Origin of the sequence: Ramlibacter paludis, from assembly GCF_022012305.1 — a bacterium.
GTDB classification, from domain to species: Bacteria; Pseudomonadota; Gammaproteobacteria; order Burkholderiales; family Burkholderiaceae_C; genus Ramlibacter; species Ramlibacter paludis.
In genome coordinates, this window is the sequence record NZ_JAKLTM010000002.1 from 157,839 (window position 1) to 182,522 (window position 24,684).

Sequence of the window (24,684 nt, forward strand, 5' to 3'; positions counted from 1 at the left end):
ACGCGTTACTCCGCCAGCGCCGCCTTCGGCTTCGCCACGTTGATCGTCGTCTTGTAGCGGGCCTTCAGGCTCTCGTAGTACGCCAGCGTCTCGGCGCCGGTCCACGAGCGCAGGTATTGCGCCTGCTCCTGCTTGGCCTGCTCCGCCGGCGGCGTGTCGCGCGGCAGCACCTTCGCCACCTTCACCACGGCATAGCCGTCGTTGCCGAGGTCCACGCCGATCCATGCCGGCAGCGCGGCCGGATCGGCGCGCAGCGCGGCTTCGATCACGGCACGCGGCAGCTTGCCGGCGTCCTGGCGCGTGACGGTCACGGCCGGCGGCAGCGTGGCGGTGTCGGGCGCCTTCTTCCACGCTTCCAGCTTGGCCTGGCCTTCCTTGCGGGCCAGTTCGGCGGCGCGCTGCGCCACCACCTGCTCGCGCACCTGCGCCTTCACTTCCGCGAAGGGCCGGGTCGTGGCCGGCGTGTACTTGGTGATGCGGCCCGACACCATCTGGTTGGGACCGATCTCCAGCGCCTCGGTATTGCGCTTGCGCTCCACCGCCTCCGGCCCGAACAGCGCGGCCAGGAACTTCGGATTGGCGAGCGGGCCGGTCGCGCCGGGCGCGGGCGTGCGCGTGACGCCGGCCTGCGGGTGGATCTCCAGCTTCAGCTTGTCGGCCACGGGCTTCAGGCTGTCGGACTGTTCGTAGACGCCGTTGCTGAAGGCTTCGGCCGCCTCGGCGTACTTCTTCTGCGCCTGCGCCTTCTTCAGCTCCGCCTCGATCTGCGGGCGCAGTTCCTCGAAGGGCTTGGGCTGGCCGCCTTTCAGGTCGGTGAGCTTGATGATGTGGAAGCCGAAGTCCGACTCCACCACCGGGCTGATGTCGCCCTTGGCCTTCAGCGCGAAGGCCGCGTCCTCGAACGGCTTGGTCATCGCGCCGCGCGCGAAGAAGTCGAGGTCGCCGCCTTGCGGGGCCGACCCCGGGTCCTGCGAATTCTTCTTCGCCACGTCGGCGAAACTCTCCGGGTTCTTCTTCACCTGCGCCAGCAGCTCCTCGGCTTTCGCCTTGGCCTTGTCCTTGTCCGCCTGCGGCGCGCCCTTGGGCACCGAGATCAGGATGTGGCTCGCGCGGCGCTCTTCCTGGCCACCCAGCCGCAGCGCGTTCTGTTCGTAATAGGTCTTGAGGTCCGCTTCGTTCAGCGCGATGCCCTTGCTCACCGAGGCCAGGTCCAGCATCACCCACTCGACGTTGGCCTGCTCCGCGGCCTGGAACAGCTTGCCGTTGGCCTTGTAGAAGGCCTCGAGCTCGGTGTCGCTCGGCTCCACCTTGGCCTGGTAGTCGGCCGTCGCGAAACGCGCGACCTGCGCCTCGCGCTTCTCGAAGAAGCTGTTGAGGGCCACGGCGGCCGGTGCCGCCACCGGCGTGCCGGTGTCGTTGATGCCGCCCAGGACCTGGCGCGTGGCCAGTTCACCGCGCACCGAGTTCTCGTACATCTGCGGCGTCATGCCCTGCGCGGCGAGCAGCTGCGTGTAGCGCTCCATGTCCAGCGTGCCATCGGGCTTGCGCAGCATGGTGACCAGCTCGTTGCGCTGCAGCTCGCGCGCCAGGCGCTGGTCGGACACGGTCATGTGGCCGTGCTCCACCGCCGCCTGCAGCACGCGCTCGCGCACCATGCGCTCCAGCGTGCCGTACTTGGCCTCGGGCGAGTCGAGCAGCTTGGCGTCGAGCGTGGGCATCTGCTGCCGCATGCGGTCGACTTCCTGCTTGTGCATGTTGTCCCAGTCCTGCTGGGTGATCTCGCGGCCGTCGACCTTGGCGACGGCCTCCCCTTTTTCCTTGTAGCGGTTGTAGCCCTCCAGGCCAAACAGCACGAACGAGGGGAAGATCAGCAGGAACAGCAGCCACTGCATGATCTTGTTGTGCTTGCGGACGAAATCGAACATGTCGCTTCAGGCTCTTGTAAAAATCAAAAAGGCGAACCGCCTCGGTTCGCCTTCTCGTTTGGTGGGTGCTGACGGGATCGAACCGCCGACCTACGCCTTGTAAGGGCGCCGCTCTACCAGCTGAGCTAAGCACCCCACCGGGAAAAACCGGCCATCAGTTCAGCGCATCCTTGAGCGCCTTGCCGGGACGGAACTTGGGTACCTTGGCAGCCTTGATTTTAATCGTAGCGCCGGTCCGGGGATTCCGGCCGCTGCGCGCGGCCCGCTTGCCCACCGCGAAAGTGCCGAATCCGACGAGCGAAACCGAGCCGCCTTTCTTCAGCGTGGTCTTCACAGCGCCGATCATCGACTCCAGCGCGCGGGTGGCGGCGGCCTTGGAAATGTCGGCGTGTTTGGCGATGTGCTCGATCAGTTCGGTCTTGTTCATTGGGGCCCCTCGTGAGGAAATGGTTTTGGACGGTTCGTCTCTTCAAAAATTTGTCTCCCGTTCCCGCGCATGGCCGCAAGCGGCGGATGACGGGGAAGGGGAGACGGTGTAGTCAGCCTGTTGCGGCCACTGGCGTCGATTAAAGCCACGGCCGCAAACCGTGTCAATACGGCCTGCGGCAATACAACACGCGGAGCGCATTCTAGGGGCGTCCACGTGGAGGGCAGCACGTTTTTCATGCGGCGGTGCGCAATGACGCGCACGCACCGCGGTGGCGCAAAGCGTTACAGCGCTTCGGCGATCGCCTTGCCCACGTCGGTGGTGCTGGCCTTGCCGCCGATGTCGCCGGTGCGCGGCGCGCCCGACTTCGGGTCCAGCACCTTCTCGATCGCGGCCAGGATGGCGTCGTGCGCGTCCTTGTGGCCCAGGAACTCCAGCATCATCGCGCCGCACCAGATCTGGCCGATCGGGTTGGCGATGTTCTTGCCGTAGATGTCCGGCGCCGAGCCGTGCACCGGCTCGAACAGCGAGGGGAACTTGCGGTCCGGGTTCAGGTTGGCGCTGGGCGCGATGCCGATGGTGCCGGTGCAGGCCGGGCCCAGGTCGGACAGGATGTCGCCGAACAGGTTGGACGCCACCACCACGTCGAAGAAGTCCGGCCGCTGCACGAAGTGGGCGGTGAGGATGTCGATGTGGAACTTGTCCTGCTTGACCTGCGGGTACTTCTTCGCCATCTCGGCGACGCGCTCGTCCCAGTACGGCATGGTGATCGCGATGCCGTTGGACTTGGTGGCGCTGGTCAGGTGCTTCTTCGGGCGGGCCTGGGCCAGCTCGAAGGCGAACTTCAGCACGCGGTCGACCCCGTGGCGGGACATCACCGTCTCCTGCATCACGATCTCGCGCTCGGTGCCGGGGTACATGCGGCCGCCGATGGAGCTGTACTCGCCCTCGGTGTTCTCGCGCACGATGTACATGTCGATCTCGCCGGGCTGGCGCGGGCTGCCGTCCTTGCGCACCACCGGGGCGATGATGCCGGGCATCAGGCGCGCCGGGCGCAGGTTGACGTACTGGTCGAACTCGCGGCGGAACAGCAGCAGCGACTGCCAGAGGGACGTGTGGTCGGCGATCTTCTCGGGCCAGCCCACCGCGCCGAAGAAGATGGCGTCGTGGCCGCCGACCTGGTCTTTCCAGTCGTCGGGCAGGTACTTGCCGTGCTTCTCGCAGTAGTCCCAGCTGGAGAAGTCGAACACGTCGAAATGCAGGTCGATGCCGAACTTGCGGGCGGCGGCGTCGACGACGCGCATGCCTTCGGGCATGACTTCCTTGCCGATGCCGTCACCGGCGATGGCTGCGATGCGCTTCTTGCTCACGGGATGCTCCTTAGAAATGAAAAGGCCTCGTCCAGGAGAAGCGCGGGCGCTTCCTCGGCGATGTAGTGGCCGCAAGGCAGGCTGCGGCCGGTGAAATCGGTGGCGGCCGCGCGCCAGAGCGCGGGCACGTCGAAGTTGCGGCCCACGGCGCCATGCTCGCCCCACAGCACGTGGAGCGGCTGGGTGAGCCTGTTGCCGGCGTCCTGGTCGGCCTGGTCGTGCTGCAGGTCGATGCCGGCGCTGGCGCGGTAGTCGGCGCATATGGATTCAGCGGTGCCGGCGATGGCGGCGCAGCGCTCGTACTCGGCCAGCGCTTCGGGCGCGAAGGCCGCGAGGCCGGCATGGCGCGCCCCCATCACGCTGCGCACGTAGCGCACCGGGTCGGAGGCGATCAGCGCCTCGGGCAGCGGCGGCGGCTGGATCAGGAAGAACCAGTGCCAGTAGGCGCGGGCGAAGGCCTCGCCGGTGTTGCGGTACATGGCCAGCGTGGGCGCGATGTCCAGCAGCAGCAGGCGTTCCACCGCTTGCGGATGGTCCAGCGCGAGGCGATGCGCGACGCGCGCGCCGCGGTCGTGCGCCAGCACCTGGAAGCGCTCGTGGCCCAGCGTGCGCATGACGTGCAGCGCATCGCGCGCCATCTCGCGCTTGGCATAGTTCGCGGACTGTTCGGCGGCGGCGGGGCGGCCGGAGTCGCCGTAGCCGCGCAGGTCCATCAGCACGACGCTGAAGCGCTCGGCCAATTGCGGCGCCACGCGGTGCCACATGCCCTGGCTCTGCGGATGGCCGTGCAGCAGCAGCAGCGGTGCGCCCTGCCCCGCGCGGCGCACCTGCAGTGCGACGCCGTCGCGCGTCATGGGGACCAGTTCGAAGCCTTGCAGCATGGGGCTGATTCTGCGCCAGCGGGGGGCGCACCAACAAGCAATAATCCGGCAAGCGATTCTTTCCATCCATGCAGCAATCCAGCCCCAACCTCGACCGCGCCGACCTCGTGCTGCTGCTGGCCATCCGCGAGCACGGCAGCCTGGCCGGCGCGGCGTCGGCCGCCGACGTCGTGCCTTCGGTCATCACGAAGCGCCTCGCGGCGCTGGAGGCGCGCCTGGGGCTCAAGCTGTTCCAGCGGACGACGCGCAAGGTCGTTCCCACGCCCGAAGGCGACGCGCTGTGCGAGCGCGCGGTCGGCCTGCTGGCGGGCTTCAGCGCGATGGAAGCGGAGCTGCAGGAGCGGCAGAAGGAGCCGGTCGGGCGCATCCGCCTGGCGGCCACCTTCGGCTTCGGCCGCCTCTGGCTGGGCCCTGCCCTGGCGGACTTCCAGGCCCGGCATCCGCAGCTCGAGGTGCAGCTGCAGCTGGTGGAACAGCTGCCCGACCTGGCGGTGGAGGGTTTCGACGGCGCCGTGTGGCTGTGGGCCGTGCGCGGCCAGCGCGCCAGCGAATGGACCGGCCGGCGGCTGGCGCGGAACCAGCGCGTGCTGGCCGCAGCGCCCGACTACCTGCGCCGCCGCAGCACGCCCGCGAGCGTCGAGGAACTGGCCGCGCACGACTGCCTGGTGGTGCGCGAGAACGAGCAGTTCGACGTCTGGCGCCTGCAGCGCGAACGCGACCGCTCGGAAGTGCGGGTGCGCGTCGGAGGGCGGCTTTCCAGCAACTCCGGCGAGCTGGTGCGCGACTGGTGCCTGGCCGGCCACGGCATCATGTTGCGCAGCCTGTGGGACATCGCGGGCGCGCTGGCCGCCGGCGAGCTGGTGCGAGTGCTGCCGGGTTACGCGATGGTGGATGCGGACATCCACTGGCTGGCGCCGCATACGACGGCCACGCCCAAGCGCATCAAGCTGCTGGTGGATTTCCTGGCGGAGCGGTTCCGGGCCGAACCGTGGAAGGTCAGGAGCGAGGCTGGCGCACGACCAGGCTCACGCCCACGGCGGTAAGGGCCACCCCCGCCACGATCGCCGGGGTGATCGGCTCGCCGAACAGCAACCAGGCCATCACCGCCGTCGTCGGCGGCACCAAGTACATGAGGCTGGTCACGGTGGTCGCCGCCCCGCGCTGGATCAACAGGTACAGCAGCGAGCTGCCGCCCAGCGTGAGGCCCAGCACCGACCACGCCATCGCGCCGGCGAGCTGGCCATTGAGGCTGCCGTCGCCATGGAACCAGCGCATGCCCTCGGTCTCCAGCAGCGCCAGCGGCAGCGTGACGACGAAGGCCGACGCCAGCTGCACCAGGTTGGCGGTGCGCACGTCGCAGGGCGCGACGAAGCGCTTCTGGTACAGCGTGCCGGCGGTGATGCCGCACAGCGCCACCAGCGCGAAGGACAGGTTGAGGGGATGCACCTCGCCCAGCCCGAGCTTCTGCCAGACCACCAGCAGCAGCCCCGCCAGGCCGAGCGCAAGGCCGGCCCACTGCTTCGGCGCGACCCGGCCGCCCCAGGCCGCCACCCAGAAGGCGGTCAGCACCGGCTGCAGGCCGACCAGCAGCGAAGACAGCCCCGCGCCCATGCCCAACTTCACCGCGCCCCACACGCCGCCCAGGTAGAGCGCGTGCATCAGGATGCCGGTGACGGCGAGGTGGCCGAACTGCGCCGCGCCCTGCGGCCACGCCGCCCGCGCGGCCAGCGCCCACAGCAGGAAGCACGCGACCGACAGCACGTAGCGCAGCGCCAGGAACTTCATCGGCGGCGCGTGCGGCATGCCGTAGCGCGCGACGATGAAGCCGGTGGCCCAGATCAGGACGAAGACGGCGGGCATGGCCCGCAGCAGCGGGTCCTCGCGCGAGGCGGTGACGCTCACGGCGCTATTTCTTCACGCGCCGGCGGATCTCGGGCAGCGCCTTCTGCAGGTAGTAGATCATCGACCAGACCGTCAGGATGGCCGACAGCCAGATCAGCCAGTGGCCCCACACGTTGGTGTCGATGGCGCCGAACAGGCGGCCGTCGTACAGCAGGAAGGGGATGGCGATCATCTGCACGGTCGTCTTCACCTTGCCGAGCATGTGCACGGCCACGCTCTTGGAGGCGCCGATCTGCGCCATCCACTCGCGCAGCGCGGAGATGGCGATCTCGCGGCCGATGATGATCAGCGCGACGAAGACGTCGGCCCGCTGCTGGTCCACCAGCACCAGCAGCGACGCGCACACCAGGAACTTGTCGGCCACCGGGTCGAGGAAGGCGCCGAAGGACGAGGTCTGGTTCAGCTTGCGCGCCAGGAATCCGTCCAGCCAGTCGGTCGCCGCGAACACGATGAACATCACCGTGGCGATCAGATTCTGCAGGTGGGGATCCCATCCCAGGTAGAACACCCCGATCAGCAGCGGGATGGCAACGATGCGCGTCCAGGTCAGGAGCGTCGGGACGGTGAAGAACATGGACCCCGATTGTGCATGACGCCGTGGCCCGCTCAGTGCAGCGCGCGATAGATCTCTTCGGCCAGCTCGCGCGAGATGCCTTCGACGGTGGCAATGTCCTCCACGCTGGCCGCCGCCACCCCCCGCACGCCGCCGAAGCGCTGCAGCAGCCGGGCCCGCTTCTTGGCGCCGACGCCGGGAATTTCCTCCAGCTGGCTGCCGCCCACCCGCACCCGCGCCCGGCGCGCGCGCATCCCCGTGATGGCGAAGCGGTGCGCCTCGTCGCGGATCTGCGCCACCAGCATCAGGGCCGCCGATTCGCGGCCCAGGTAGATCTTCTCGCGGCCGTCGGCGAACACCAGTTCCTCCAGGCCCACCTTGCGGCCCTCGCCCTTCTCCACGCCCACGATCACGGACAGGTCCAGCCCCAGCTCCGCGAACACCTCGCGCGCCATGCTCACCTGGCCGCGGCCACCGTCCACCAGCACCAGGTCCGGCAACCGCTGCGCGCTGCCGCCGCCACCGATCTTGATCTTCCGGGGCGGCTCCGCCGAGACCAGCGCCTCGGGTGCGGCCTCGGCCACGATGGCGACGGCTTCCAGCGCCGGCTCGGCCTGCGCATCCGCCTGGACCTCGTCGACGGCCGCGGCTTCCTCCTCCTCCGACGGCGTGGCTTCCGGCGTGTCGCGCCCGGCCTGCGCCAGCTTGGCGTAGCGCCGCGTCAGCACCTGCCGCATGGCCGCATAGTCGTCGCCCGGCGTGATGCCCTCGATGTTGTAGCGGCGGTACTCGCGGTTCTGCATCGCATGGTGGTGGAACACCACGCACGAAGCCTGCGTGGCTTCGCCCGCCGTGTGCGAGATGTCGAAGCACTCGACGCGGAAGGTGTCCAGGTGGTCGGGCGCGAGATCCAGCGCGTCCACCAGCGCGCGGGTACGCGCCTGCTGCGAGCCTTCCTCGGCCAGCAGCCGCGCCAGCTGGATGGCGGCGTTCTTCTCCGCCATCTCCAGCCACAGGCGGCGCTGGCCGCGCGGGTTGTGCACGGCGGCGATGCGGCCGCCCGCCTGCAGCGACAGCGCCTCGACCAGTTCGCCCGCGACCGGATGGCTGGTGATCAGCGCCGCCGGCACCGGCACGCCCAGGTAGTGCTGCGCGATGAAGGCTTCCAGCACCTGCACTTCCACCGGCTGCGCCGCCACCGCGTCGGCGGCGTCGTCGAAGTCCTGCACCGCCGTCGCATCCTCGACGTGGCTGGGAAAGTAGGCGCGGTCGCCCAGGTGGCGGCCGCCGCGCACCATGGCCAGGTTCACGCAGGCCTTGCCCCCTTGCACCTGCACCGCGAGGATGTCCACGTCCTTGTCGGAAGCCGTCTCCACCGACTGCTGGTGCAGCACCTTGGACAGCGCGCCCATCTGGTTGCGCAGTTCGGCCGCCTGCTCGAACTCCAGCTTCTCGGCATGCGCCAGCATGCGGCTTTCCAGCGCGTTCAGCACCGACTGGGTGTCGCCGCGCAGGAAGGCCTCGGCGTTCAGCACATCCTGCTGGTAGTCCTCGGGCGAAACGAGGTTCACGCAGGGGCCGGTGCAGCGCTTGATCTGGTACAGCAAGCAGGGCCGCGTGCGGTTGGCGAACACCGTGTCCTCGCAGGTGCGCAGGCGGAACACCTTCTGCAGCAGCTGGATCGATTCCTTGACCGCCCAGGCGCTCGGATAAGGGCCGAAGTAGCGGTGCTTGCGGTCCACCGAGCCGCGGTAGTAGGCGACCCGCGGAAAGACCAGCGAAGTCGGCGCGTCGGCGCGGGCGTTGGGGCCCGAGCGGTCGGCGGTGCCGGTGATCTTGAGGAAGGGGTAGCTCTTGTCGTCGCGGAACAGGATGTTGTAGCGCGGCGCAAGGGTCTTGATCAGGTTGTTCTCGAGCAGCAGCGCCTCGGCTTCCGAGCGCACCACCGTCGTGTCCAGCCGCGCGATCTTGCCGACCATGTGGCCGATGCGCGTGCCGCCGTGGTTCTTGGTGAAGTAGCTGGAGACGCGCTTCTTCAGGTTGCGCGCCTTGCCGACGTACAGCACGCCCCCGTCCGCGTCGTAATAGCGGTACACGCCGGGCAGCCCCGGCAGGGCGCTGACTTGCGCCAGCAGTTCTTCTGAGTGGTCCGACACCATCCGCCTATTATCGGAGCGCCATGCGCTGGGACATTTTCTGCAAGGTGATCGACAACCACGGCGACGCGGGCGTCTGCTGGCGGCTGGCCGCGGAACTGGCCGCGCGCGGCGACCTGCCGCGCCTGTGGATCGACGACCCGGCGCCGCTGCAGTGGATGGCCCCCGGCCATCCTGGCGTGGAAGTGGTGCACTGGACCGCGGAGCCGCCCCCCCTGGTGCCGGGCGACGTGGTGGTCGAGGCTTTCGGCTGCGACCCGCCGGATGCCTTCGTCGAGCGCATGGCGCGGGCCACGCGGCCGCCGGCCTGGATCAACCTGGAATACCTGTCCGCCGAAGCCTTCGTCGAACGCAACCATGGCCTGGCCTCGCCGGTCAGCCAGGGGCCGGGCGCGGGACTGACGAAGTTCTTTTTCTATCCCGGCTTCAGCGAGCGCACCGGGGGCCTGATCCGCGAACAGGACCTCGGCGCGCGGCGCGCGGCCTTCGACCGCAGCGAATGGCTGCGGCAGTGGGGCGTCACGCCGGGCGCGAGCCAGGTCGTCAGCCTGTTCTGCTACGAGCCCCCGCACCTGGCCGACCTGCTGCGGCATCTGGCGGCCGGCACGAGCCCGTGCGACCTGCTGGTCACCACCGGCCGCGCCAGCGCAGCCACCGAAGCCGCGCTGGCCGGCCTGGCCGCCACGCACGCCGGCTGGAACGCGGCCGGCGCGCTGCGCCTGCACTGGCTGCCCCTCCTCGGCCAACGGGAATATGACCTGCTGCTGTGGTCCTGCGACCTCAACTTCGTGCGCGGCGAGGACTCGGTGGTGCGCGGCCTGCTGGCCGGCGTGCCATGCGTGTGGCAGATCTATCCGCAGGACGACGCGGCCCACCACGCCAAGCTGGAAGCCTGGCTGGCCTGGTTGCGGCCGGCGCCGGCGCTGGCCCGCTTCCACCGCGTCTGGAACGGGCTCGAGGCCGGCCCGCTGCCGGCGCCGGATCCGGCCGGCTGGGGCCCGGAGGCACTGGCGGCGCAGGCCCGGGCACTGGCTCTGCCGGAGCTGGTAACCACGCTGCGGCAGTTCGTTCTCGCTCGCGGTAGAATCTAGGGCTTTGTGTTCGGGGCCCTGGCCCGGAACCCCACCAGCCGCCACCCGCAATCCCGATTCTTGCGCGCGCCGCGGCCACTCTCACCGAAGACACCGTCATGAAAATCGCTCAAGAAATCCGCGCCGGCAACGTGATCATGCAGAACGGCCAGCCCTGGGTCGTGCTGAAGACCGAATACTCGCGCGGCGGCCGCAACTCGGCCACCGTCCGCATGAAGCTCAAGAGCCTGCTGAACAACCAGGGCACCGAGACCGTGTTCAAGGCCGACGACAAGATGGACCAGATCGTGCTGGAGAAGAAGGACTGCACGTACTCCTACTTCGCCGACCCGATGTACGTCTGGATGGACGCCGAATACAACCAGTTCGAGGTGGAAGCCGAGAACATGGGCGACGCCCTGAACTACCTGGAAGACGGCATGCCCGCCGAAGTGGTGTTCTACGAAGGCAAGGCGATCTCCGTCGAACTGCCGACCAGCGTCGAGCGCGAAATCACCTGGACCGAGCCGGCCGTCAAGGGCGACACCTCGGGCAAGGTCCTGAAGCCCGCCAAGCTGTCCACCGGCTACGAAATCGGCGTGCCGATCTTCGTCGCCCAGGGCGACAAGGTCGAAATCGACACCCGCACCGGCGAATACCGCAAGCGCGTCTAAGCCCGCCAGGCGAACGAAAGGCTCCGCAAGGAGCCTTTTTTACGCGTGTTCGACCTCCTTTCCATCGCCCTTCCCTTCCGCATGCAGCCGGGCCTGCAGCGGATGGCGCAGGGCCGGCACCTGACGCCGCTGGCTCCCGGCAGCGCGCTGTGGCACGAGAAGAAGCAAGTCGTGGACGCGGGGGCCAGCCGCCTGTGCGTGCCCGGCTTCGATCCGGGGCCGGCCATCGCGGCGATCCTGCGCCGCGCCGGTGCTGAAGGCCTCGCGGCCGGTGAGCCGATCGAGCTCGCCTTCGAGCAGGACTTCGCGGTGCTCGATGGCGCCAGCACCACCCTGCCCTGGCTGTGCGTCTGCGCGCCCTCGCACTGGGCGCCCGAGGAGAAACTGGGGCTGCCGTTCACCGCGGTGCACGCGCCGGTGGCGGACAACCAGCTGCTGCTGGGCGCGGCGCGGCACCTGGCGCAGACGGTCACCAACGGCGGCGAATGGGAACGCTCGGTCTGGACGATCTCGCCCAGCGGCCGCCACGACCAGCATCCGCAACGGCATCCGCGCACGCCCTGGCCGGACGACGAAGGCGATGCCTTCGCGCAGCGCCTCTTCCTGCGCGCCGAGCGCCAGACCTTCTTTCCGATCGGCGAAGGCAGCGGCCAGGCCGTGTTCACCATCCACGTCATGCTGCAACCGCTGGCCGAAGCCGTGGCCACGCCGGCCCATGCGCAGCGCCTGCACGCGGCGCTGGCTACCATGAGCGACGCCGTGCTGGCGTACAAGGGCCTCACGCCGGCGCGCGAGCGCCTGCTGGCGTGGCTGCAGGCACGGGGCGCCTGATGGAACTGCTGGCGCGCATCGCGCAGGTCATCGTGCCGGTGTTCCTGATCGTGGGCATCGGCTACTTCTACGCGCGCTGGCGCCGCCCCGACATGGGCGGCTTCAACCGCATTGTGCTGGACGTGCTGTCGCCCCTGATCGTCTACACGGCGCTCGCCGGCAAGGAGTTCCACCTGCGCGAGCACCTGCCGCTGCTGGGCGGCGGCGCGCTCCTGATCCTGGGCACCGGCGTGGTGGCCTGGGGGCTCGCGCGGCTCACGCACACCGCACCGCGCACGCTGGTGCCGGTGGTGATGTTCAACAACAGCGGCAACATGGGCCTGCCGGTGGCGCTGCTGGCTTTCGGGCCGCAAGGCCTGGCGGCGGCGGTCGGCCTGTTCTCGATCGCCAACGTGATCCATTTCTCGCTGGGCGCGCGCATCACCAGCGCCCATGCGCGCACGCGGGACCTGCTGCTCAGCCCCTTGATGATCGCCAGCGCGCTCGGCTTCGCCAGCGCCGCCAGCGGCGTGCGGCCGCCCGACATGCTGTTCAACGGCATGAAGATGCTGGGCGACGCGATGGTGCCGCTGATGCTGTTCGCGCTGGGCGTGCGCCTCACGCAGCTGCGGCGCAGCGACGTGCCGCGCGGCCTGCTCGGCGCGTTTGCGCGGCCGGTGATCGGCCTGCTGGTCGCCGTGCCGCTGGCGTGGGCGCTGGGCCTCGAAGGCATGGCGCGGGCGCAGCTGATCCTGTTCGGCGCCTTGCCGCCGGCAGTGATGCAATACCTGCTGGCCGAACGCTACGAGCAGGAGCCGGAAAAGGTCGCGGCGATGATCCTGCTGGGGAATGCGCTCGCGGTGGTGTTCGTGCCCCTGGGGCTGGCGCTGGCGCTTTGATCAGACCCGGTGCATGAGCACCCAGACCAGCAGCGAACCGACAACCAACGCCGTGCCGACGACGGCGCCCCAGATCATCGGGTGCGCGCCGCGCGAAACGGCGGCCGGCTTGCCTTCCGGCCACGGTGCCAGCGGCGGCAGGGCGCCCACCAGGTCCGCCGCCGACTCCGGCGTGAACAGCTCCAGCACCAGCCGCTGCAGCTTGCCCGCGCCGTCCTGCCGCAACGCCAGCTCCACCAGGCTGCCGCGCGCCCGCGCATGCACCAGCTCGCTCAGCGCGATCTTGACCCGGTCTTCCTTCCAGCCGAGGCCGGTGCGGAAGCGGCCGCTCAGGCGCAGCGCCTTGGTCTGCAGCCGCACCTCGATCTCGTCCTTGAACTTGGGAATGGCGACGCCCTTGGCCTCGACCAGGGCGGCTGAATGCACGGCCTGCACCACGGAATAGCTGCCGCTGCGGCTGGCCTCGAAGCCGCCGTCGGGCCGTCCCATCTTCACCAGGTCGGCCACGGTGAGCTGCTGGCCATTGCCCGCCACCACGACGTCGGCGCTGGTCAGCGTCTTCTTGATGCGCATCCCGACGATGGTGCGCCGGTCGTACGGGCCCACACGGCGGCCCTGCAGCAGCACGTGATACAGCGGCTGATCCAAGTCTGGTCCCCTCTTCGTCCCGCCGCAAGGATAGCGGCCGCCCGCGAGGTGTAAAGCGCGAAAACCGCCACAATGCGCCCTATGTCTTCCACCCGCAACATTCATGACCGCCGGCTGGCCGACGCCTGGGCCACGCTCAAGTCCCACGCGGACCAGGGGCTGCCGCTGGACCACGACGCCAGCCGCCTGGCCTTCGTCGACCCCGAGTTCCTGCTGCGCCGCGAAACGCGCGGCATCCGCTTCCAGCTCGAGCTGCTGAAGCCCGACCTGGAACAGGCCGCCTACGGCATCGAGAACACCATCGTCGTGTTCGGCAGCGCGCGCTTCCGCGACACCGAGGGCACCGAAGCGATGCTGAAAGCCGCCGAAGCCGGCGCCGACGAAGCGATCAAGAAGCGCGCCCGGGCGCTGGCCCGCAACACGCACTACTACGAGAACGCGCGCGCCTTCGGCCGCATCGTCGCCGAGTACAGCGAGGGCAAGGAGCCGCGCGACAAGCTGTTCGTCTGCACCGGCGGCGGTCCCGGCATCATGGAAGCCGCCAACCGCGGCAGCCACGAAGCCGACGGGGTCAGCGTCGGCCTGGCGATCGCCCTGCCGATGGAGGAAGCGGCCAACCCGTACGTCACGCCCGACCTGTCCTTCAAGTTCCACTACTTCGCCCTGCGCAAGATGCATTTCATGATGCGGGCGAAGGCGCTGGTGGCCTTCCCGGGCGGCTTCGGCACGCTGGACGAACTGTTCGAGGTGATCACCCTCGTGCAGACGCGCAAGGCGCGCCAGGTGCCCATCGTGCTGTTCGGCTCCGACTACTGGAAGCGGCTGATCAACTTCGACATGATGGTGGAGGAAGGCGTGATCTCGCCGGACGACCTCGCCCTGTTCCAGTTCGCCGACGACCCGCAGGTCGCCTGGGACCTGATCAAGACGTTCTATCGTCTCTGAGCCGGAAGGCCAGGCGGGTGCCGCCGCCGACGACGGCGGCGACCGTCCAGAACACGGCGCTGACGCCCACCAGCGCACCGGCGGTGCCGAACAGCATCGGCATCGCGACGCTGGAGGCGTTGATCACCATCATGCGCATGCCCACCGCCTCGCCGTGGCGATGCTCCGGCGTGATGGTGTGCAGCATGCTCATGACCATCGGCTGCACCATGCCCAGCGCCAGCCCCAGCAGCACCGAACAGATGCCCATGGTGACGGCCGTGTGCATCAGGGGGTAGACCGCGTAGATCGCGCTGGTGGCGATCATGGCCGTGGCGATCAGCGCCCATTCGCGCACCCGCGCCGCCACCATCGGCAGCAGCACGCGGATCGCGGCCGCGGCGATGGCGAACACGCCCAGGATGGTGCCGATCACCGAGGCCGACAGGCCGCGCTCGTGGCCCAGCACCGGCACCACGAAGGTGTGCACGTCCCAGGCCGAGGACAGGAACCAGTTCACCAGGATCAGGCGGCGGAACATGGGGTCCTCGAACAGGTCCCAGGCGCGGCCCCGCGGCCGGTTGCGATGCTCCTCGGACAGCGGCACTTCGCGTGCGGTGCGGATGAAGAACCAGGCCGCCAGCGGCAGCACGGCCATCAGGAAGAAGGCCGCGCGAAAGCCTGCATGGTCGATCAGCAGGCCGGCGGCAAAAGGCCCCAGGAAGTTGGAGAAGGCCGGCCCGATCGCCAGCCAGGAAAAGGCCTGCTTCAGTTGCGCCGGCGAGCCGGCGGCCCGGCCCACGTGGCGCTGCAGCGCGATCACGGCGCTGCCGGTGGCGCCGCCGGTCAGCAACGCGGCCAGGCACAGCACCGGAAAGATGGGAAAGGCAAAGGCCAGCCCGGCGCCCAGGCAGGCGGCGGCGGCGCTGATCGCCACTGGCCGCTTCAGGCCGTGGCGGTCGGCATAGCGGCCGGCGGGCAGCGACAGGAAGACCTGCGTCAGCGCGTATAGCGAGATCAGCACGCCGACCGCCAGCTCGCTGTAGCCCTCGCGCAGCGCCAGCAGCGGCGTGGCCATGCGCATGCCGGCCATGCAGGCGTGGATGAAGATCTGGCCGGTGATCAGCCGCGCGAGCTCGCGCGGCGTGGCGGGCGTGACCTCAGTCGCTGTCGTCACTGTTGTCTTCGGCCGGCGGCAGCAGCGCCTGCGCCTGCGCGTCGGGCAGCGCCTCCACCACTTTCAGCGCGCGGCGCATCTGCTTGGTGCGCGTGTCGGCCTTCTCCAGCGTGTCGGACGCCTTCTGCACCTGCTCCTTGATGCGCGCGACCCATTCGCCGTAGCGCTCGAATTCGGTCTTGACGGCGCCCAGCACCTTCCACACTTCGCTGGCCTGCTGCTCCAGCGCCAGCGTGCGAAAGCCCATGTGCAGGCTGTTCAGCATGGCCAGCAGCGTGGTCGGGCCGGCCAGTGTCACGCGGTAGTCGCGCTGGATCTTGTCCATCAGGCCGGGCCGGCGCAGCACTTCGGCGTACAGGCTCTCGATGGGCAGGAACAGGATCGCGAAGTCGGTGGTGAAGGGCGGGCAGAGGTAGGACTCGCAGATGGTCTTGGCTTCCTCGCGGATGCGCACTTCCAGCGCGCGGCCCGCGCTGTCGACGCCGGCCGCATCGGCGCGGTCGTGGGCGTCGAGCAGGCGCTCGTAATCCTCGCGCGGGAACTTGGCGTCGATCGGCAGCCAGACCGGCACGCCGTCGTCGCTGCGGCCCGGGAAGCGGATGGCGAAGTCCACGCGCTGGTTGCTGCGCGGCTTGGTCTCGACCTGCTTGCCGTACTGCTCGGTGGTGAGCACCTGTTCCAGCAAGGCCTCCAGCTGCACTTCGCCGAACATGCCACGGGTCTTGACGTTGGTCAGCACGCGCTGGAGGTCGCCGACGCCGGTCGCCAGGCTCTGCATCTGGCCCAGGCCCTTGTGCACCTGCTCCAGGCGCTCGGCCACCTGCCGGAAGCTCTCGCCCAGGCGCGTCTCCAGCGTGGCCTGCAGCTTCTCGTCGACGGTCTTGCGCATCTCGTCGAGCTTGGCTGCGTTGGTCTGCTGCAGCGAGGCGAGCTGCGCGTCGAGCGTGGCCCGCACCTCGCCGAGCCGCCGGCCGTTGGCTTCGCCCAGCGAATTCAGCTGCGTCGCCAGCGTGTCGGCCAGCGTCTTCTGCATCAGCGTGAGCTGCTGCGAGAAAGCGTCGATCTGGCTGTTCTGCGTGCGCGTGGCCTCCGCGCTCTGCCGCACCACGGCCTCCTGGAAAGTGCCGAGGGTGTGCATCAGCTCGGTGCGCACGCCGCGCGACGACTCGCTGATCTCGCGCCGCAATTCGCGCTCGAGCCGTTCGCTGGCGGCCAGCAATTCGGCCCGGCCGGTTTCCGGCACCGGCGGCTTCTTCAGCAACAGGGCCACCAGCAAGACCACGCTGGCGAGGCCCAGCGCCATGACGATCCAGATTTCCACGCGCGCTTACTTCTTCTTCAGGACTTCGGGGTTGAGGGGGGTGAGCGGCTTGCCGTGCACCAGGTAGCCGACCAGGTTGTCGGCGGCGAGCTGGGCCATCGCCCGGCGCGTGGGCACCGTGGCGCTGGCGATATGCGGCGTGAGCACGACGTTGCTGCAGGCGAGCAGGTCCGGATGCACCTTGGGCTCGCCCTCGAACACGTCGAGCCCTGCGGCGGCGATCTGCTTCGCCTGCAGCGCGCGGGCCAGCGCCGCGTCGTCGACGATGCCGCCGCGCGCGATGTTGACCAGCGTCGCGGTCGGCTTCATCTTCGCGAGTTCGGCGGCGCCCATGGCGTGGTGCGATTCGGCGGAGTAAGGCAGCACCAGCACCAGGTGGTCGGCACTTGCCAGCAGTTCGTCCTTGGCCACGTAGCGCGCCTTGCACTCCGCCTCCAGCGCCGGCGAGAGGCGCGAGCGGTTGTGATAGATGACGTTCATGCCGAAGCCGTGGGCGCCGCGCCTGGCGATGCCCTGCCCGATGCGGCCCATGCCCAGGATGCCGAGCGTGCTGCCGTGCACCTCGGCGCCGGCGAACATGTCGATCGCCCACTTGTTCCACTTGCCGGCGCGCAGGAAATGTTCGCTCTCGGCGATGCGGCGGGCCGTGGCCATCAGCAGCGCGAAGCCGAAGTCGGCGGTCGTCTCGGTGAGCACGTCGGGCGTGTTGGTGCCAAGAACGCCGCGCGCCGTCATGGCGGGCACGTCGAAGTTGTTGAAGCCGACGGCCATGTTGGCGCACAGCTTCAGGCCGGGACACGCGGCCAGCAGCTCGGCGTCGATGCGCTCGCTGCCGGTGGTGAGCACGCCCACCTTGCCTTGCAGGCGCTGCAGCAGCTCGGCGCGGCTCCAGACCTCGTCGGCCTGGTTGTGCGTGACGTCGAAGTGCTGCTGCAGGAAGGCGATGGTTTCCGGGAACACGGCCCGGGCGACGAGGATGGCGGGTTGGGTCATGGCTTGGCGGAAGTTTGCGCGGCGGCCGCGGACGCGGCGCCGATGGGGGCGTGGCCGCCGCGGCCGTGGAGCTCGGGATTCCAGCCCACCACCGCCATCAGCAACGCATAGCCCAGAAGATAACCCACGGCCACGTGCCAGCCGCCGCGGATCCACGCGCCGACCGAACGGCCTTGCGGGTACATGCTGCACAGGGCGACGCCGGCCGAGGAACCGAACCAGAGCATCGAGCCGCCGAAGCCCACCGCGTAGGCCAGGAAGCCCCAGTCGTAGCCGCCCTGGCGCAGCGCCAGCGCGGTCAGCGGGATGTTGTCGAAGACGGCGCTGACGAAGCCCAGGCCCAGCGTGGTGCCCCAGGACGCCGCGGGCAGCGCCTTCACCGGCATCATCGCGGCGCACATCACGAGCGAGAGCAGGAAGATGCTGCCGCGCAGCGCGCCGGGCAGGAGCTTCCACGTGGGCGCGCGCCAGCCGGCGGTGGCCAGCAGCGCCACCCACACGGCCAGGCCGATCAAGGGCCATGCATTCAGCAGTTCCGGATTGCGCACGTTGAACCACACGTTGGTGGCGATCGCAGCCAGCAGGATGATGGCCACGATGGCCAGGCGCGCGTGATCGAGCGGCACGCCCACCGGGCTGTCCTTCACGATCGGCTGGTGCGCGTGCTGCTGGCGCGCCGCCACGACGCCGAAGAAGAGGATGGCCGCCAGCGCGCCGACGTAGGCCTCGAACACCTGGCCCGGCCGCACGCCGGCGATCCACATCATGGTGGTCGTGGTGTCCCCCACCACGCTGCCGGCGCCGCCGGCATTGCTGGCCGCAACGATGGCCGCGAGGTAGCCGATGTGCACCCTGCCGCGAAAGAGGACGTGCGCCATGGCGCCGCCGATCATGGCCGCCGCGATGTTGTCCAGGAAGCTGGAGAGCACGAAGATGATCAGCAGCAGGCAGAAGCCGCCCTTCCAGTCGTCCGGCAGGAAGCGCGGCAGCAGGTCGGTGACGCGGCTGCGCTCGAAATGGTCGGCCAGCAGCGCGAAGCCGAGCAGCAGGCCGAGCAGGTTGCCGAGCGTCACCCATTCGTGGTGCAGCAGCCCCACGAGCCCCGGCAGGCCGGGCACCCCGGCAAAGTCGCCGAACAGCAGCTTGTAGCCGGCGATGACCAGCATGCCGGTCACCGCGACGTACAAGGTGTGGTGGTGGAACAGCGCGACCCCGGCCAGGGTCAGCGCGAACAGCAGGAAGTCGAGGGGGATGCCGGCGATGGTCAAGCCCGCATTATCCGCAATGCTCGGCCGTGGACTTCCGATTGTCGGCGGCGGCCTACGGTACGTGGCCGGTGGCTCCGACACCCCGCCCAAGCTGTGCGGCTAGATTGGATTGCAGGAAGCAACCGTTGGGAAATTCATGAACCAGGATCGCATCCAGGGCCGCTGGAAGCAGTTGAAGGGCAAGGTCAAGGAGCAGTGGGGCAAGCTCACGGACGACGACCTCGACGTCATCGCCGGCCGGCGCGACCAGTTGCTGGGACGCATCCAGCAGCGCCACGGCCTGGCCAAGGACGAAGCCGACCGCCAGGTGTCGGTGTTCGAAAGCAGCCATCCCGATCACCGTTTCGCCGACAGCGCGCCGCGCCGCGAGCGCGCCGAATGAGGACCCGCATGGACTACCGGATCGCCATCGTCGCCGCCGCCTTCGTGGCCGTGGCCGCCCACGCCACTCCCATGAGCCGCGAGGCGTACAAGGCGCAGGAGCTGCGCATCGAGGCCGAATACGACGCGGCGCAGGCGCGCTGCAAGCCGCTCAAAGGCAACGCGCGCGACGTCTGCAACGAGCAGGTGCGCGGCGTGCGCGACATCCAGCAGGCCGAACTGGCGCTGCAGTACAAGCCGACCGCCGATAACGACGAGAAGCTGCGCAACGCCAAGGCCGAAGCCATCTACGCGGTGTCGCTGCAGAAATGCAAGCCGCTGGACGGCAATGCACGCGAGGTCTGCCGCAAGGACGCGAAGGCGGTCTTTGCCGGCGCCAAGGCCGAAGCCAAGCTGCAGAAGGACGTCGTCGCGCAGCAGATGCGCTCGGACGGCATCGTGCGGGATCGCACCGAGCGCGACGACAAGGTCGCCGAGGCGCAGTTCAACGCGGCGCGCGAGCGCTGCGAGATGCTGCCGGCCGAGGGCCGCGACGTCTGCCTGCAGGACGCGCGCAGGCGCTTCGGCAAGCTCTGAGCTTCAGTCCAGCCAGCGCGTGAAGCCGGCCACCGGCTCGCGCGGCGTGTGGAAGCCGTTCACCGGCGCTTCCAAGTCGGCGTAACCCAAGGACATGCCGCACACCAGCATCTCGGTGTCGCGCGCGCCCACGTGCGGCAGGATGATGCGGGCGAAGCTGTTCCAGGCCGCCTGCGGGCAGGTGTGCAGGCCCCGCGCGCGCGCCGCCAGCATGATGTTCTGCAGGAACATGCCGTAGTCCATCAGCGAACCGCGGCCCATCACGCGCTCCATGGTGAACATGAAGCCCACCGGCGCGTCGAAGAAGCGGTAGTTGCGCTGGTGCTGCGCATGCATCTTGTCCTTCTCGCCCTTGGCGATGCCCAGCAGGCCGTACAGGCTCCAGCCGTTCTCGCGCCGGCGGTCGATGTAGGGCGACACCCACTTCTCCGGGTAGTAGTCGTATTCCTCGCGGTACTCGTCGACCAGCGAAGGATCCTTGTAGATCGCGTCGTGGGCGGCGCAGACCTTGTCCACCAGCGTGTCGCGCGACTCGCCCTGCAACACGTAGACGTTCCACGGCTGGGTGTTGGTGCCGGAGGCGGCGCGGCGGGCGACCTCGAGGATCTCCTCGATCAGCGGGCGGGGCACTTCCTTCTCGCGCAGGAAGGCGCGGCAGGAAAAGCGGCTGGCGATGGCCGCGTCGACGCTGGCGGGGTCGGCCACCACGGTGGCGACCTGGGACGTTTCGGGATTCACTGCAGGGCCTCCAGGACCTTTTTCAGCGGCGCCGGCAGCGCCGCGGGACGGCGCGTGGCGCGGTCGACGTAGACGTGGATGAAATGGCCCTTGGCCACGGTGAGCGGCTCGCCGGCGAGGAACAGGCCGACTTCGTAGCGCACGCTGGAACTGCCGATGCGCGCGACCCGCAGGCCGGCCTCGATCGACTGCGGAAAGGCCACCGGCGCGAAGTAGTTGCACTGGGTCTCGATCACCAGGCCGATGGTTTCGCCATTGTGGATGTCGAGGACGCCCTGCTCGATCAGGTGCGCGTTGACGGCGGTGTCGAACCAGCTGTAGTAGACGACGTTGTTGACGTGGCCGTAGGCGTCGTTGTCCATCCAGCGCGTGGTGATCGGGCGGAAGGCGCGGTAGCCTTCGCGGCCTTCGGGGCGCGGCTTCTCTTGGGTCTCGCTCATCGCGGTCGATTGTGCCAGCGGCGTGCATAGGCCGCCGCCGCGGCAAAGGTGTTCACCTGCACCTGCACCGTGTCCTCGATGCGGTGGCCGTAGCCGCCGGCCATGGCGAAGGCGAGCGGCACGCCGCGCTGCCAGGCCCAGTCGAACACGCGGCGGTCGCGCGCCTCGAGGCCGTCCCAGGTGAGCTTGAGGCGGCCCAGGCGGTCGCCCTCGTGCGGGTCGGCGCCGGCTAGGTAGATCACCAGTTGCGGGTCGAAGCGCTGCGCCAGTTCCTCCAGCGCGCGTTCCAGCGCGTGCAGGTAGGCGTCGTCGCTGGTGCCATCGGGCAGGTCCACGTCCAGGTCCGAGGGCTCCTTGCGGAACGGGAAGTTGCGCGCGCCGTGCAGCGAGAGCGTGAACACCGACGGATCGTCGCGGAAGATGCGGGCCGTGCCGTTGCCCTGGTGCACGTCGAGGTCGACGATGGCGACCTGCAGTTCGCGGCGCTGGCGGCGCGCGTGCTCCGCCTGCATCAGGCGGATGGCGACGGCGGCGTCGTTGAAGACGCAGAAGCCGCCGCCCTTGTCGGCATAGGCATGGTGGGTGCCGCCGGCAATGTTGGCGGCCAGGCCCTCGCCGCCCAGGGCGGCACGGCAGGCCGCAATGGTCGCGCCGACCGAGCGCCGGGCCCGCTCCGCCATGGCCTGGCTCCAGGGAAAGCCGATCTCCCGCATGACCTTGGGATCGACCGAGCCGTCGCTGATGCCCTGGATGTAGGCCGGCGTGTGAACGAGCGCCAGTTCCCCGTCCGTGGCCGGTTCCGCCCGCATGAGCTGGACGTCGGGCACCTCGGCGGCCAGCCGGTCGCGCAGCATCCGGTACTTCTCCATGGGAAACCGGTGGCCGGGCGGCAGGGGCAGGACGAACTGGTCAGCGTAGAAAACGCGCATTTTTAGGTGGCACGGCCTAGATTGTTGCGCCGCAACAAAAAAGGCTTGCAGTGGCGGAAGACGTCCCTATAATTCAACCCATGCTGCACTGCAACATGAGCTGGGACCCTGGTCCCGGGTTCAGCGCAGACAGGAAGTTTGCCACCTCAACCCGTTTCCATCTGGAGAACCACCATGCTGACCGCTGAACAAATCCTGGCCGCCCAAAAAGCCAACGTCGAAACCCTGTTCGGTCTGACGACCAAGGCCTTCGAAGGCGTCGAGAAGCTCGTCGAGCTGAACCTGACCGCCTCCCGCGCCGCCCTGGCCGAAGCCGCCGAAACCACCCAGACCGTGCTGTCCGTCAAGGATGCGCAGGAACTGCTGGCCCTGCAAGCCGCCCTGTTCCAGCCCCTGGCCGAGAAGACCTCCGCCTACAGCCGCCACCTGTACGACATCTCGACGACCACCGGCGCCGAGTTCACCAAGGCTTTCGAAGGCCAGTTCGCCGACGTGCAGAAGAAGTTCCTGGCCGTCGTCGACAACGCCGCCAAGAACGCCCCGGCCGGTTCCGAGACCGCCGTCGCCGTCTTCAAGAGCGCCGTTGCCGCCGGCAACAACGCCCTGGAATCCGTGCAGAAGGCCGTGAAGCAGGCGACCGACGTCGCCGAAGCCAACTTCAACGCCGTGGCGACCACCGCCGTGAACGCGTCGAAGGGCACCACGGCCAAGGCCAAGCGCGCCGCCTGATTCTTACCAGTTGTCTCCTCGGGTCTCTCACGAGATCCAGTTAGCCTCCGGTCGCAAGACCGGGGGCTTTTTTCATTTCCGATTTCAATGCGCTTCGTGGGCTTTCGCTTCGAGCGCCGCCTTCAGCTTCGGCAGTGCCGCCAGCATCGCCGCCCGCCCTGCCTCGATCGCGCGCCGCTTGCCGGCGAAGTCCGCGCCGCTCATGCCGGCCAGCGCGGGGCGCACCAGCACCTCGGCGTCCTTGAGCTCCCAGCTGTTGATGCTCTTGCCCATGATGGCAAAGGTCTGCAGCAGGATCTGCACCGGGTCGCCGGAAGGGTTGCCCTCGGGCGGGCTGGAGATGTCGACCGCGATCACGACTTCCGCGCCCATCTGCCGCGCATAGCGCACCGGCACCGGCGAGACCAACCCGCCGTCCACGTATTCCCGGCTGCCGATCTTCACCGGCAGGAACAGCGCCGGCACCGCGCTCGATGCGCGCACCGCCGCGCCCGTGTCGCCGCGCTGGAACAGCACGCCTTGCCCAGTCGCCAGTTCGGTGGCCACCACGCCCAGGGGCAAGGGCAGGCTTTCGATCAGCTTGTTGTTCACTTGCGCATTGACGTAGCGCGCCAGCGCCTCGCCGCGCAGCATGCCGCGGTTGAACAGCGGCAGCGTCCAGTCGGCAAAGGCCGCTTCGTCCATGGCCATCGCGACGGCCTGCAGTTGCTGGCCGTTGCGGCCGCTTGCGTACAGCGCGGCCACGAGGCTGCCGGCCGAAGTGCCGACCACCAGGTCCGGCTTGATGCCGGCCTCTTCCAGCACCTGGATCACGCCGACGTGGGCAAAGCCGCGCGCCGCGCCGCCGCCCAGCGCCAGACCGATCTTCGGCGGCACCTTGGCGGCGGCGATGGGCGGGGTGGGCGGTGTTTCGGGCGGCTTCGGTGCGGAGGCGCAACCAGCGAGCAGAATGACGGCGGCGGCAAGCCAGCCACGGGAAAACTTCAGGGACATGGCAGACGATTGGGGATAATGACGTTTACGTAAACGTCAACTGCAACCAGGAGCGAGCATGGAAATCAAGGGCAAGGTATTCATTGTGACGGGCGGCGCGTCCGGCCTCGGCGAAGGCACGGCGCGCATGCTGGCCGCCGCGGGCGGCAAGGTCGTCGTGGCCGACATGCAGGCCGAGAAGGGCGAAGCGGTCGCCAAGGAAATCGGCGGCGCTTTCGTCAAGTGCGACGTGAGCCAGGAAGCCGACGGCCAGGCCGTGGTCGCCAAGGCCGTGTCCCTGGGCAAGCTGATGGGCCTGGTCAACTGCGCCGGCATCGCGCCCGCGGAGAAGACGGTCGGCAAGAACGGCGCCCACAACCTGGGCGTGTTCAGCAAGACCATCATGGTCAACCTGGTGGGCAGCTTCAACATGATCCGCCTGGCCGCCGAAGCCATGGCGAAGAACGAGCCCGAGTCGACCGGCGAGCGCGGCTGCATGATCTCCACCGCCTCGGTCGCGGCCTACGACGGCCAGATCGGCCAGGCCGCGTACAGCGCGTCCAAGGGCGGCGTGGTCGGCATGACCTTGCCCATCGCCCGCGACCTCGCGCGCAACGGCATCCGCAACATGACCATCGCCCCCGGCATCTTCGGCACGCCCATGCTGTTCGGCATGCCCAAGGAAGTGCAGGACGCGCTGGCCGCCAGCGTGCCCTTCCCCTCGCGCCTGGGCACGCCCGAGGACTACGCCAAGCTGGCAAAGCACATCTTCGAGAACGACATGCTCAATGGCGAGGTGATCCGCCTCGACGGCGCGATCCGGCTGGCGCCGAAATGACGGCCGCTCGCGGCGTTTGACCTCGGGTTTTCCTTAGACGCAATAGGCAGAAGCTTGGATGCGGATGCATCCAAGTGAACGGC

Annotated in this window: 26 protein-coding genes and 1 tRNA gene; 10 read left to right on the forward strand and 17 right to left on the reverse strand. The window is 69.0% G+C overall.

Going from position 1 to position 24,684, the window contains the following annotated elements:
* Positions 1–5: 5 nt before the first annotated feature.
* The 5 genes from LZ009_RS07455 to LZ009_RS07475 form a co-directional block, all read right to left on the reverse strand.
* Positions 6–1,925, reverse strand: coding sequence for a peptidylprolyl isomerase (locus tag LZ009_RS07455; protein ID WP_275697277.1), 1,920 nt, complete (start codon positions 1,923–1,925; stop codon positions 6–8).
* 59 nt (positions 1,926–1,984) lie between these two features.
* Positions 1,985–2,060, reverse strand: a tRNA-Val gene (locus LZ009_RS07460).
* 19 nt (positions 2,061–2,079) lie between these two features.
* Positions 2,080–2,352: an HU family DNA-binding protein gene (locus tag LZ009_RS07465; RefSeq protein ID WP_275697278.1), complete on the reverse strand. Its 273-nt coding sequence runs from the start codon at positions 2,350–2,352 to the stop codon at positions 2,080–2,082.
* A gap of 284 nt (positions 2,353–2,636) precedes the next feature.
* A complete protein-coding gene (locus LZ009_RS07470) occupies positions 2,637–3,722 on the reverse strand; it encodes a tartrate dehydrogenase (RefSeq protein ID WP_275697279.1) in 1,086 nt (361 codons plus the stop codon).
* Entirely contained in the window at positions 3,719–4,576 is an 858-nt protein-coding gene (locus tag LZ009_RS07475) for an alpha/beta fold hydrolase (protein WP_430300251.1), read from the reverse strand. Before LZ009_RS07475 ends, LZ009_RS07470 begins: the two co-directional genes overlap by 4 nt.
* 95 nt (positions 4,577–4,671) lie before the next feature.
* Here LZ009_RS07475 and LZ009_RS07480 point away from each other — a divergent pair, with 95 nt between their 5' ends.
* Positions 4,672–5,646, forward strand: coding sequence for a LysR substrate-binding domain-containing protein (locus tag LZ009_RS07480; protein ID WP_275697281.1), 975 nt, complete (start codon positions 4,672–4,674; stop codon positions 5,644–5,646).
* Here the strand turns inward: LZ009_RS07480 and LZ009_RS07485 are convergent.
* Genes LZ009_RS07485 through uvrC form a run of 3 tightly spaced genes read right to left on the reverse strand, consistent with a single transcriptional unit; the run spans position 5,600 to position 9,217 of the window.
* Positions 5,600–6,463, reverse strand: coding sequence for a DMT family transporter (locus LZ009_RS07485; RefSeq protein ID WP_275697904.1), 864 nt, complete (start codon positions 6,461–6,463; stop codon positions 5,600–5,602). The two genes, LZ009_RS07480 and LZ009_RS07485, sit on opposite strands and share 47 nt — an antisense overlap.
* A 46-nt stretch (positions 6,464–6,509) precedes the next feature.
* Entirely contained in the window at positions 6,510–7,079 is a 570-nt protein-coding gene (pgsA, locus tag LZ009_RS07490) for a CDP-diacylglycerol--glycerol-3-phosphate 3-phosphatidyltransferase (protein ID WP_275697282.1), read from the reverse strand.
* Positions 7,080–7,111: 32 nt separating this feature from the next.
* Entirely contained in the window at positions 7,112–9,217 is a 2,106-nt protein-coding gene (uvrC, locus tag LZ009_RS07495; RefSeq protein ID WP_275697283.1) for an excinuclease ABC subunit UvrC, read from the reverse strand.
* A gap of 20 nt (positions 9,218–9,237) precedes the next feature.
* Between uvrC and earP the strand changes: the two genes are divergently transcribed.
* From earP to LZ009_RS07515, 4 genes are all read left to right on the forward strand, one after another.
* Entirely contained in the window at positions 9,238–10,305 is a 1,068-nt protein-coding gene (gene earP, locus LZ009_RS07500) for an elongation factor P maturation arginine rhamnosyltransferase EarP (RefSeq protein ID WP_275697284.1), read from the forward strand.
* Between the two features lie 98 nt (positions 10,306–10,403).
* Positions 10,404–10,958 (forward strand): elongation factor P, encoded by a 555-nt coding sequence (gene efp / locus LZ009_RS07505; RefSeq protein WP_275697285.1) that lies wholly within the window; start codon positions 10,404–10,406, stop codon positions 10,956–10,958.
* A 45-nt stretch (positions 10,959–11,003) separates the two neighbouring features.
* Positions 11,004–11,789 carry a heme-dependent oxidative N-demethylase subunit alpha family protein gene (locus tag LZ009_RS07510; protein WP_275697286.1) on the forward strand — a complete coding sequence of 262 codons (786 nt, stop codon included), beginning with the start codon at positions 11,004–11,006 and terminating at the stop codon, positions 11,787–11,789.
* Complete coding sequence (locus LZ009_RS07515; protein WP_275697287.1) at positions 11,765–12,667, forward strand: AEC family transporter; 903 nt, start codon at positions 11,765–11,767, stop codon at positions 12,665–12,667. Before LZ009_RS07510 ends, LZ009_RS07515 begins: the two co-directional genes overlap by 25 nt.
* Here the strand turns inward: LZ009_RS07515 and LZ009_RS07520 are convergent, their stop codons facing one another.
* Entirely contained in the window at positions 12,668–13,315 is a 648-nt protein-coding gene (locus LZ009_RS07520) for a hypothetical protein (RefSeq protein ID WP_275697288.1), read from the reverse strand.
* An 81-nt stretch (positions 13,316–13,396) separates the two neighbouring features.
* Here LZ009_RS07520 and LZ009_RS07525 point away from each other — a divergent pair, with 81 nt between their 5' ends.
* On the forward strand, positions 13,397–14,260 hold the full coding sequence (locus LZ009_RS07525; protein WP_275697289.1) for an LOG family protein: 864 nt from the start codon (positions 13,397–13,399) through the stop codon (positions 14,258–14,260).
* Here LZ009_RS07525 and LZ009_RS07530 read toward each other — a convergent pair.
* The 4 genes from LZ009_RS07530 to LZ009_RS07545 form a co-directional block, all read right to left on the reverse strand.
* Positions 14,238–15,323 (reverse strand): MFS transporter, encoded by a 1,086-nt coding sequence (locus tag LZ009_RS07530; RefSeq protein ID WP_346730734.1) that lies wholly within the window; start codon positions 15,321–15,323, stop codon positions 14,238–14,240. The genes LZ009_RS07525 and LZ009_RS07530 overlap by 23 nt on opposite strands.
* 76 nt (positions 15,324–15,399) lie before the next feature.
* Complete coding sequence (locus tag LZ009_RS07535; RefSeq protein WP_283254212.1) at positions 15,400–16,719, reverse strand: DNA recombination protein RmuC; 1,320 nt, start codon at positions 16,717–16,719, stop codon at positions 15,400–15,402.
* Between the two features lie 24 nt (positions 16,720–16,743).
* Positions 16,744–17,730, reverse strand: a complete 987-nt coding sequence (locus LZ009_RS07540) for a 2-hydroxyacid dehydrogenase (protein ID WP_275697292.1) — start codon at positions 17,728–17,730, stop codon at positions 16,744–16,746.
* Positions 17,727–18,998, reverse strand: a complete 1,272-nt coding sequence (locus tag LZ009_RS07545; RefSeq protein ID WP_275697293.1) for a citrate transporter — start codon at positions 18,996–18,998, stop codon at positions 17,727–17,729. The genes LZ009_RS07540 and LZ009_RS07545 overlap by 4 nt, the downstream gene beginning before the upstream one ends.
* 136 nt (positions 18,999–19,134) lie before the next feature.
* On the opposite strand from LZ009_RS07545, the gene LZ009_RS07550 reads away from it, so the two are divergent.
* Both LZ009_RS07550 and LZ009_RS07555 read left to right on the forward strand, forming a co-directional pair.
* Positions 19,135–19,380, forward strand: coding sequence for a CsbD family protein (locus LZ009_RS07550; RefSeq protein WP_275697294.1), 246 nt, complete (start codon positions 19,135–19,137; stop codon positions 19,378–19,380).
* 8 nt (positions 19,381–19,388) lie between these two features.
* Positions 19,389–19,955, forward strand: a complete 567-nt coding sequence (locus LZ009_RS07555; protein WP_275697295.1) for a hypothetical protein — start codon at positions 19,389–19,391, stop codon at positions 19,953–19,955.
* Positions 19,956–19,958: 3 nt separating this feature from the next.
* On the opposite strand, the gene LZ009_RS07560 is transcribed toward LZ009_RS07555, so the two are convergent.
* From LZ009_RS07560 to LZ009_RS07570, 3 genes are read right to left on the reverse strand one after another with little or no spacing between them, the layout of a single operon-like run.
* A complete protein-coding gene (locus LZ009_RS07560) occupies positions 19,959–20,693 on the reverse strand; it encodes a nitroreductase (protein WP_275697296.1) in 735 nt (244 codons plus the stop codon).
* A complete protein-coding gene (locus LZ009_RS07565; protein WP_275697297.1) occupies positions 20,690–21,133 on the reverse strand; it encodes an acyl-CoA thioesterase in 444 nt (147 codons plus the stop codon). The genes LZ009_RS07560 and LZ009_RS07565 overlap by 4 nt, the downstream gene beginning before the upstream one ends.
* Entirely contained in the window at positions 21,130–22,062 is a 933-nt protein-coding gene (locus tag LZ009_RS07570) for a histone deacetylase family protein (RefSeq protein ID WP_275697298.1), read from the reverse strand. The genes LZ009_RS07565 and LZ009_RS07570 overlap by 4 nt, the downstream gene beginning before the upstream one ends.
* 174 nt (positions 22,063–22,236) lie before the next feature.
* Here LZ009_RS07570 and LZ009_RS07575 point away from each other — a divergent pair, with 174 nt between their 5' ends.
* The gene (locus LZ009_RS07575; RefSeq protein ID WP_275697299.1) at positions 22,237–22,791 is read left to right on the forward strand and encodes a phasin family protein; all 555 of its coding nucleotides are present in this window, start codon (positions 22,237–22,239) and stop codon (positions 22,789–22,791) included.
* An 84-nt stretch (positions 22,792–22,875) separates the two neighbouring features.
* On the opposite strand, the gene LZ009_RS07580 is transcribed toward LZ009_RS07575, so the two are convergent.
* Positions 22,876–23,784, reverse strand: a complete 909-nt coding sequence (locus LZ009_RS07580) for a patatin-like phospholipase family protein (RefSeq protein ID WP_275697300.1) — start codon at positions 23,782–23,784, stop codon at positions 22,876–22,878.
* Between the two features lie 58 nt (positions 23,785–23,842).
* Between LZ009_RS07580 and LZ009_RS07585 the strand changes: the two genes are divergently transcribed.
* Positions 23,843–24,601, forward strand: a complete 759-nt coding sequence (locus LZ009_RS07585; RefSeq protein WP_275697301.1) for a 3-hydroxyacyl-CoA dehydrogenase — start codon at positions 23,843–23,845, stop codon at positions 24,599–24,601.
* Positions 24,602–24,684: the final 83 nt, after the last annotated feature.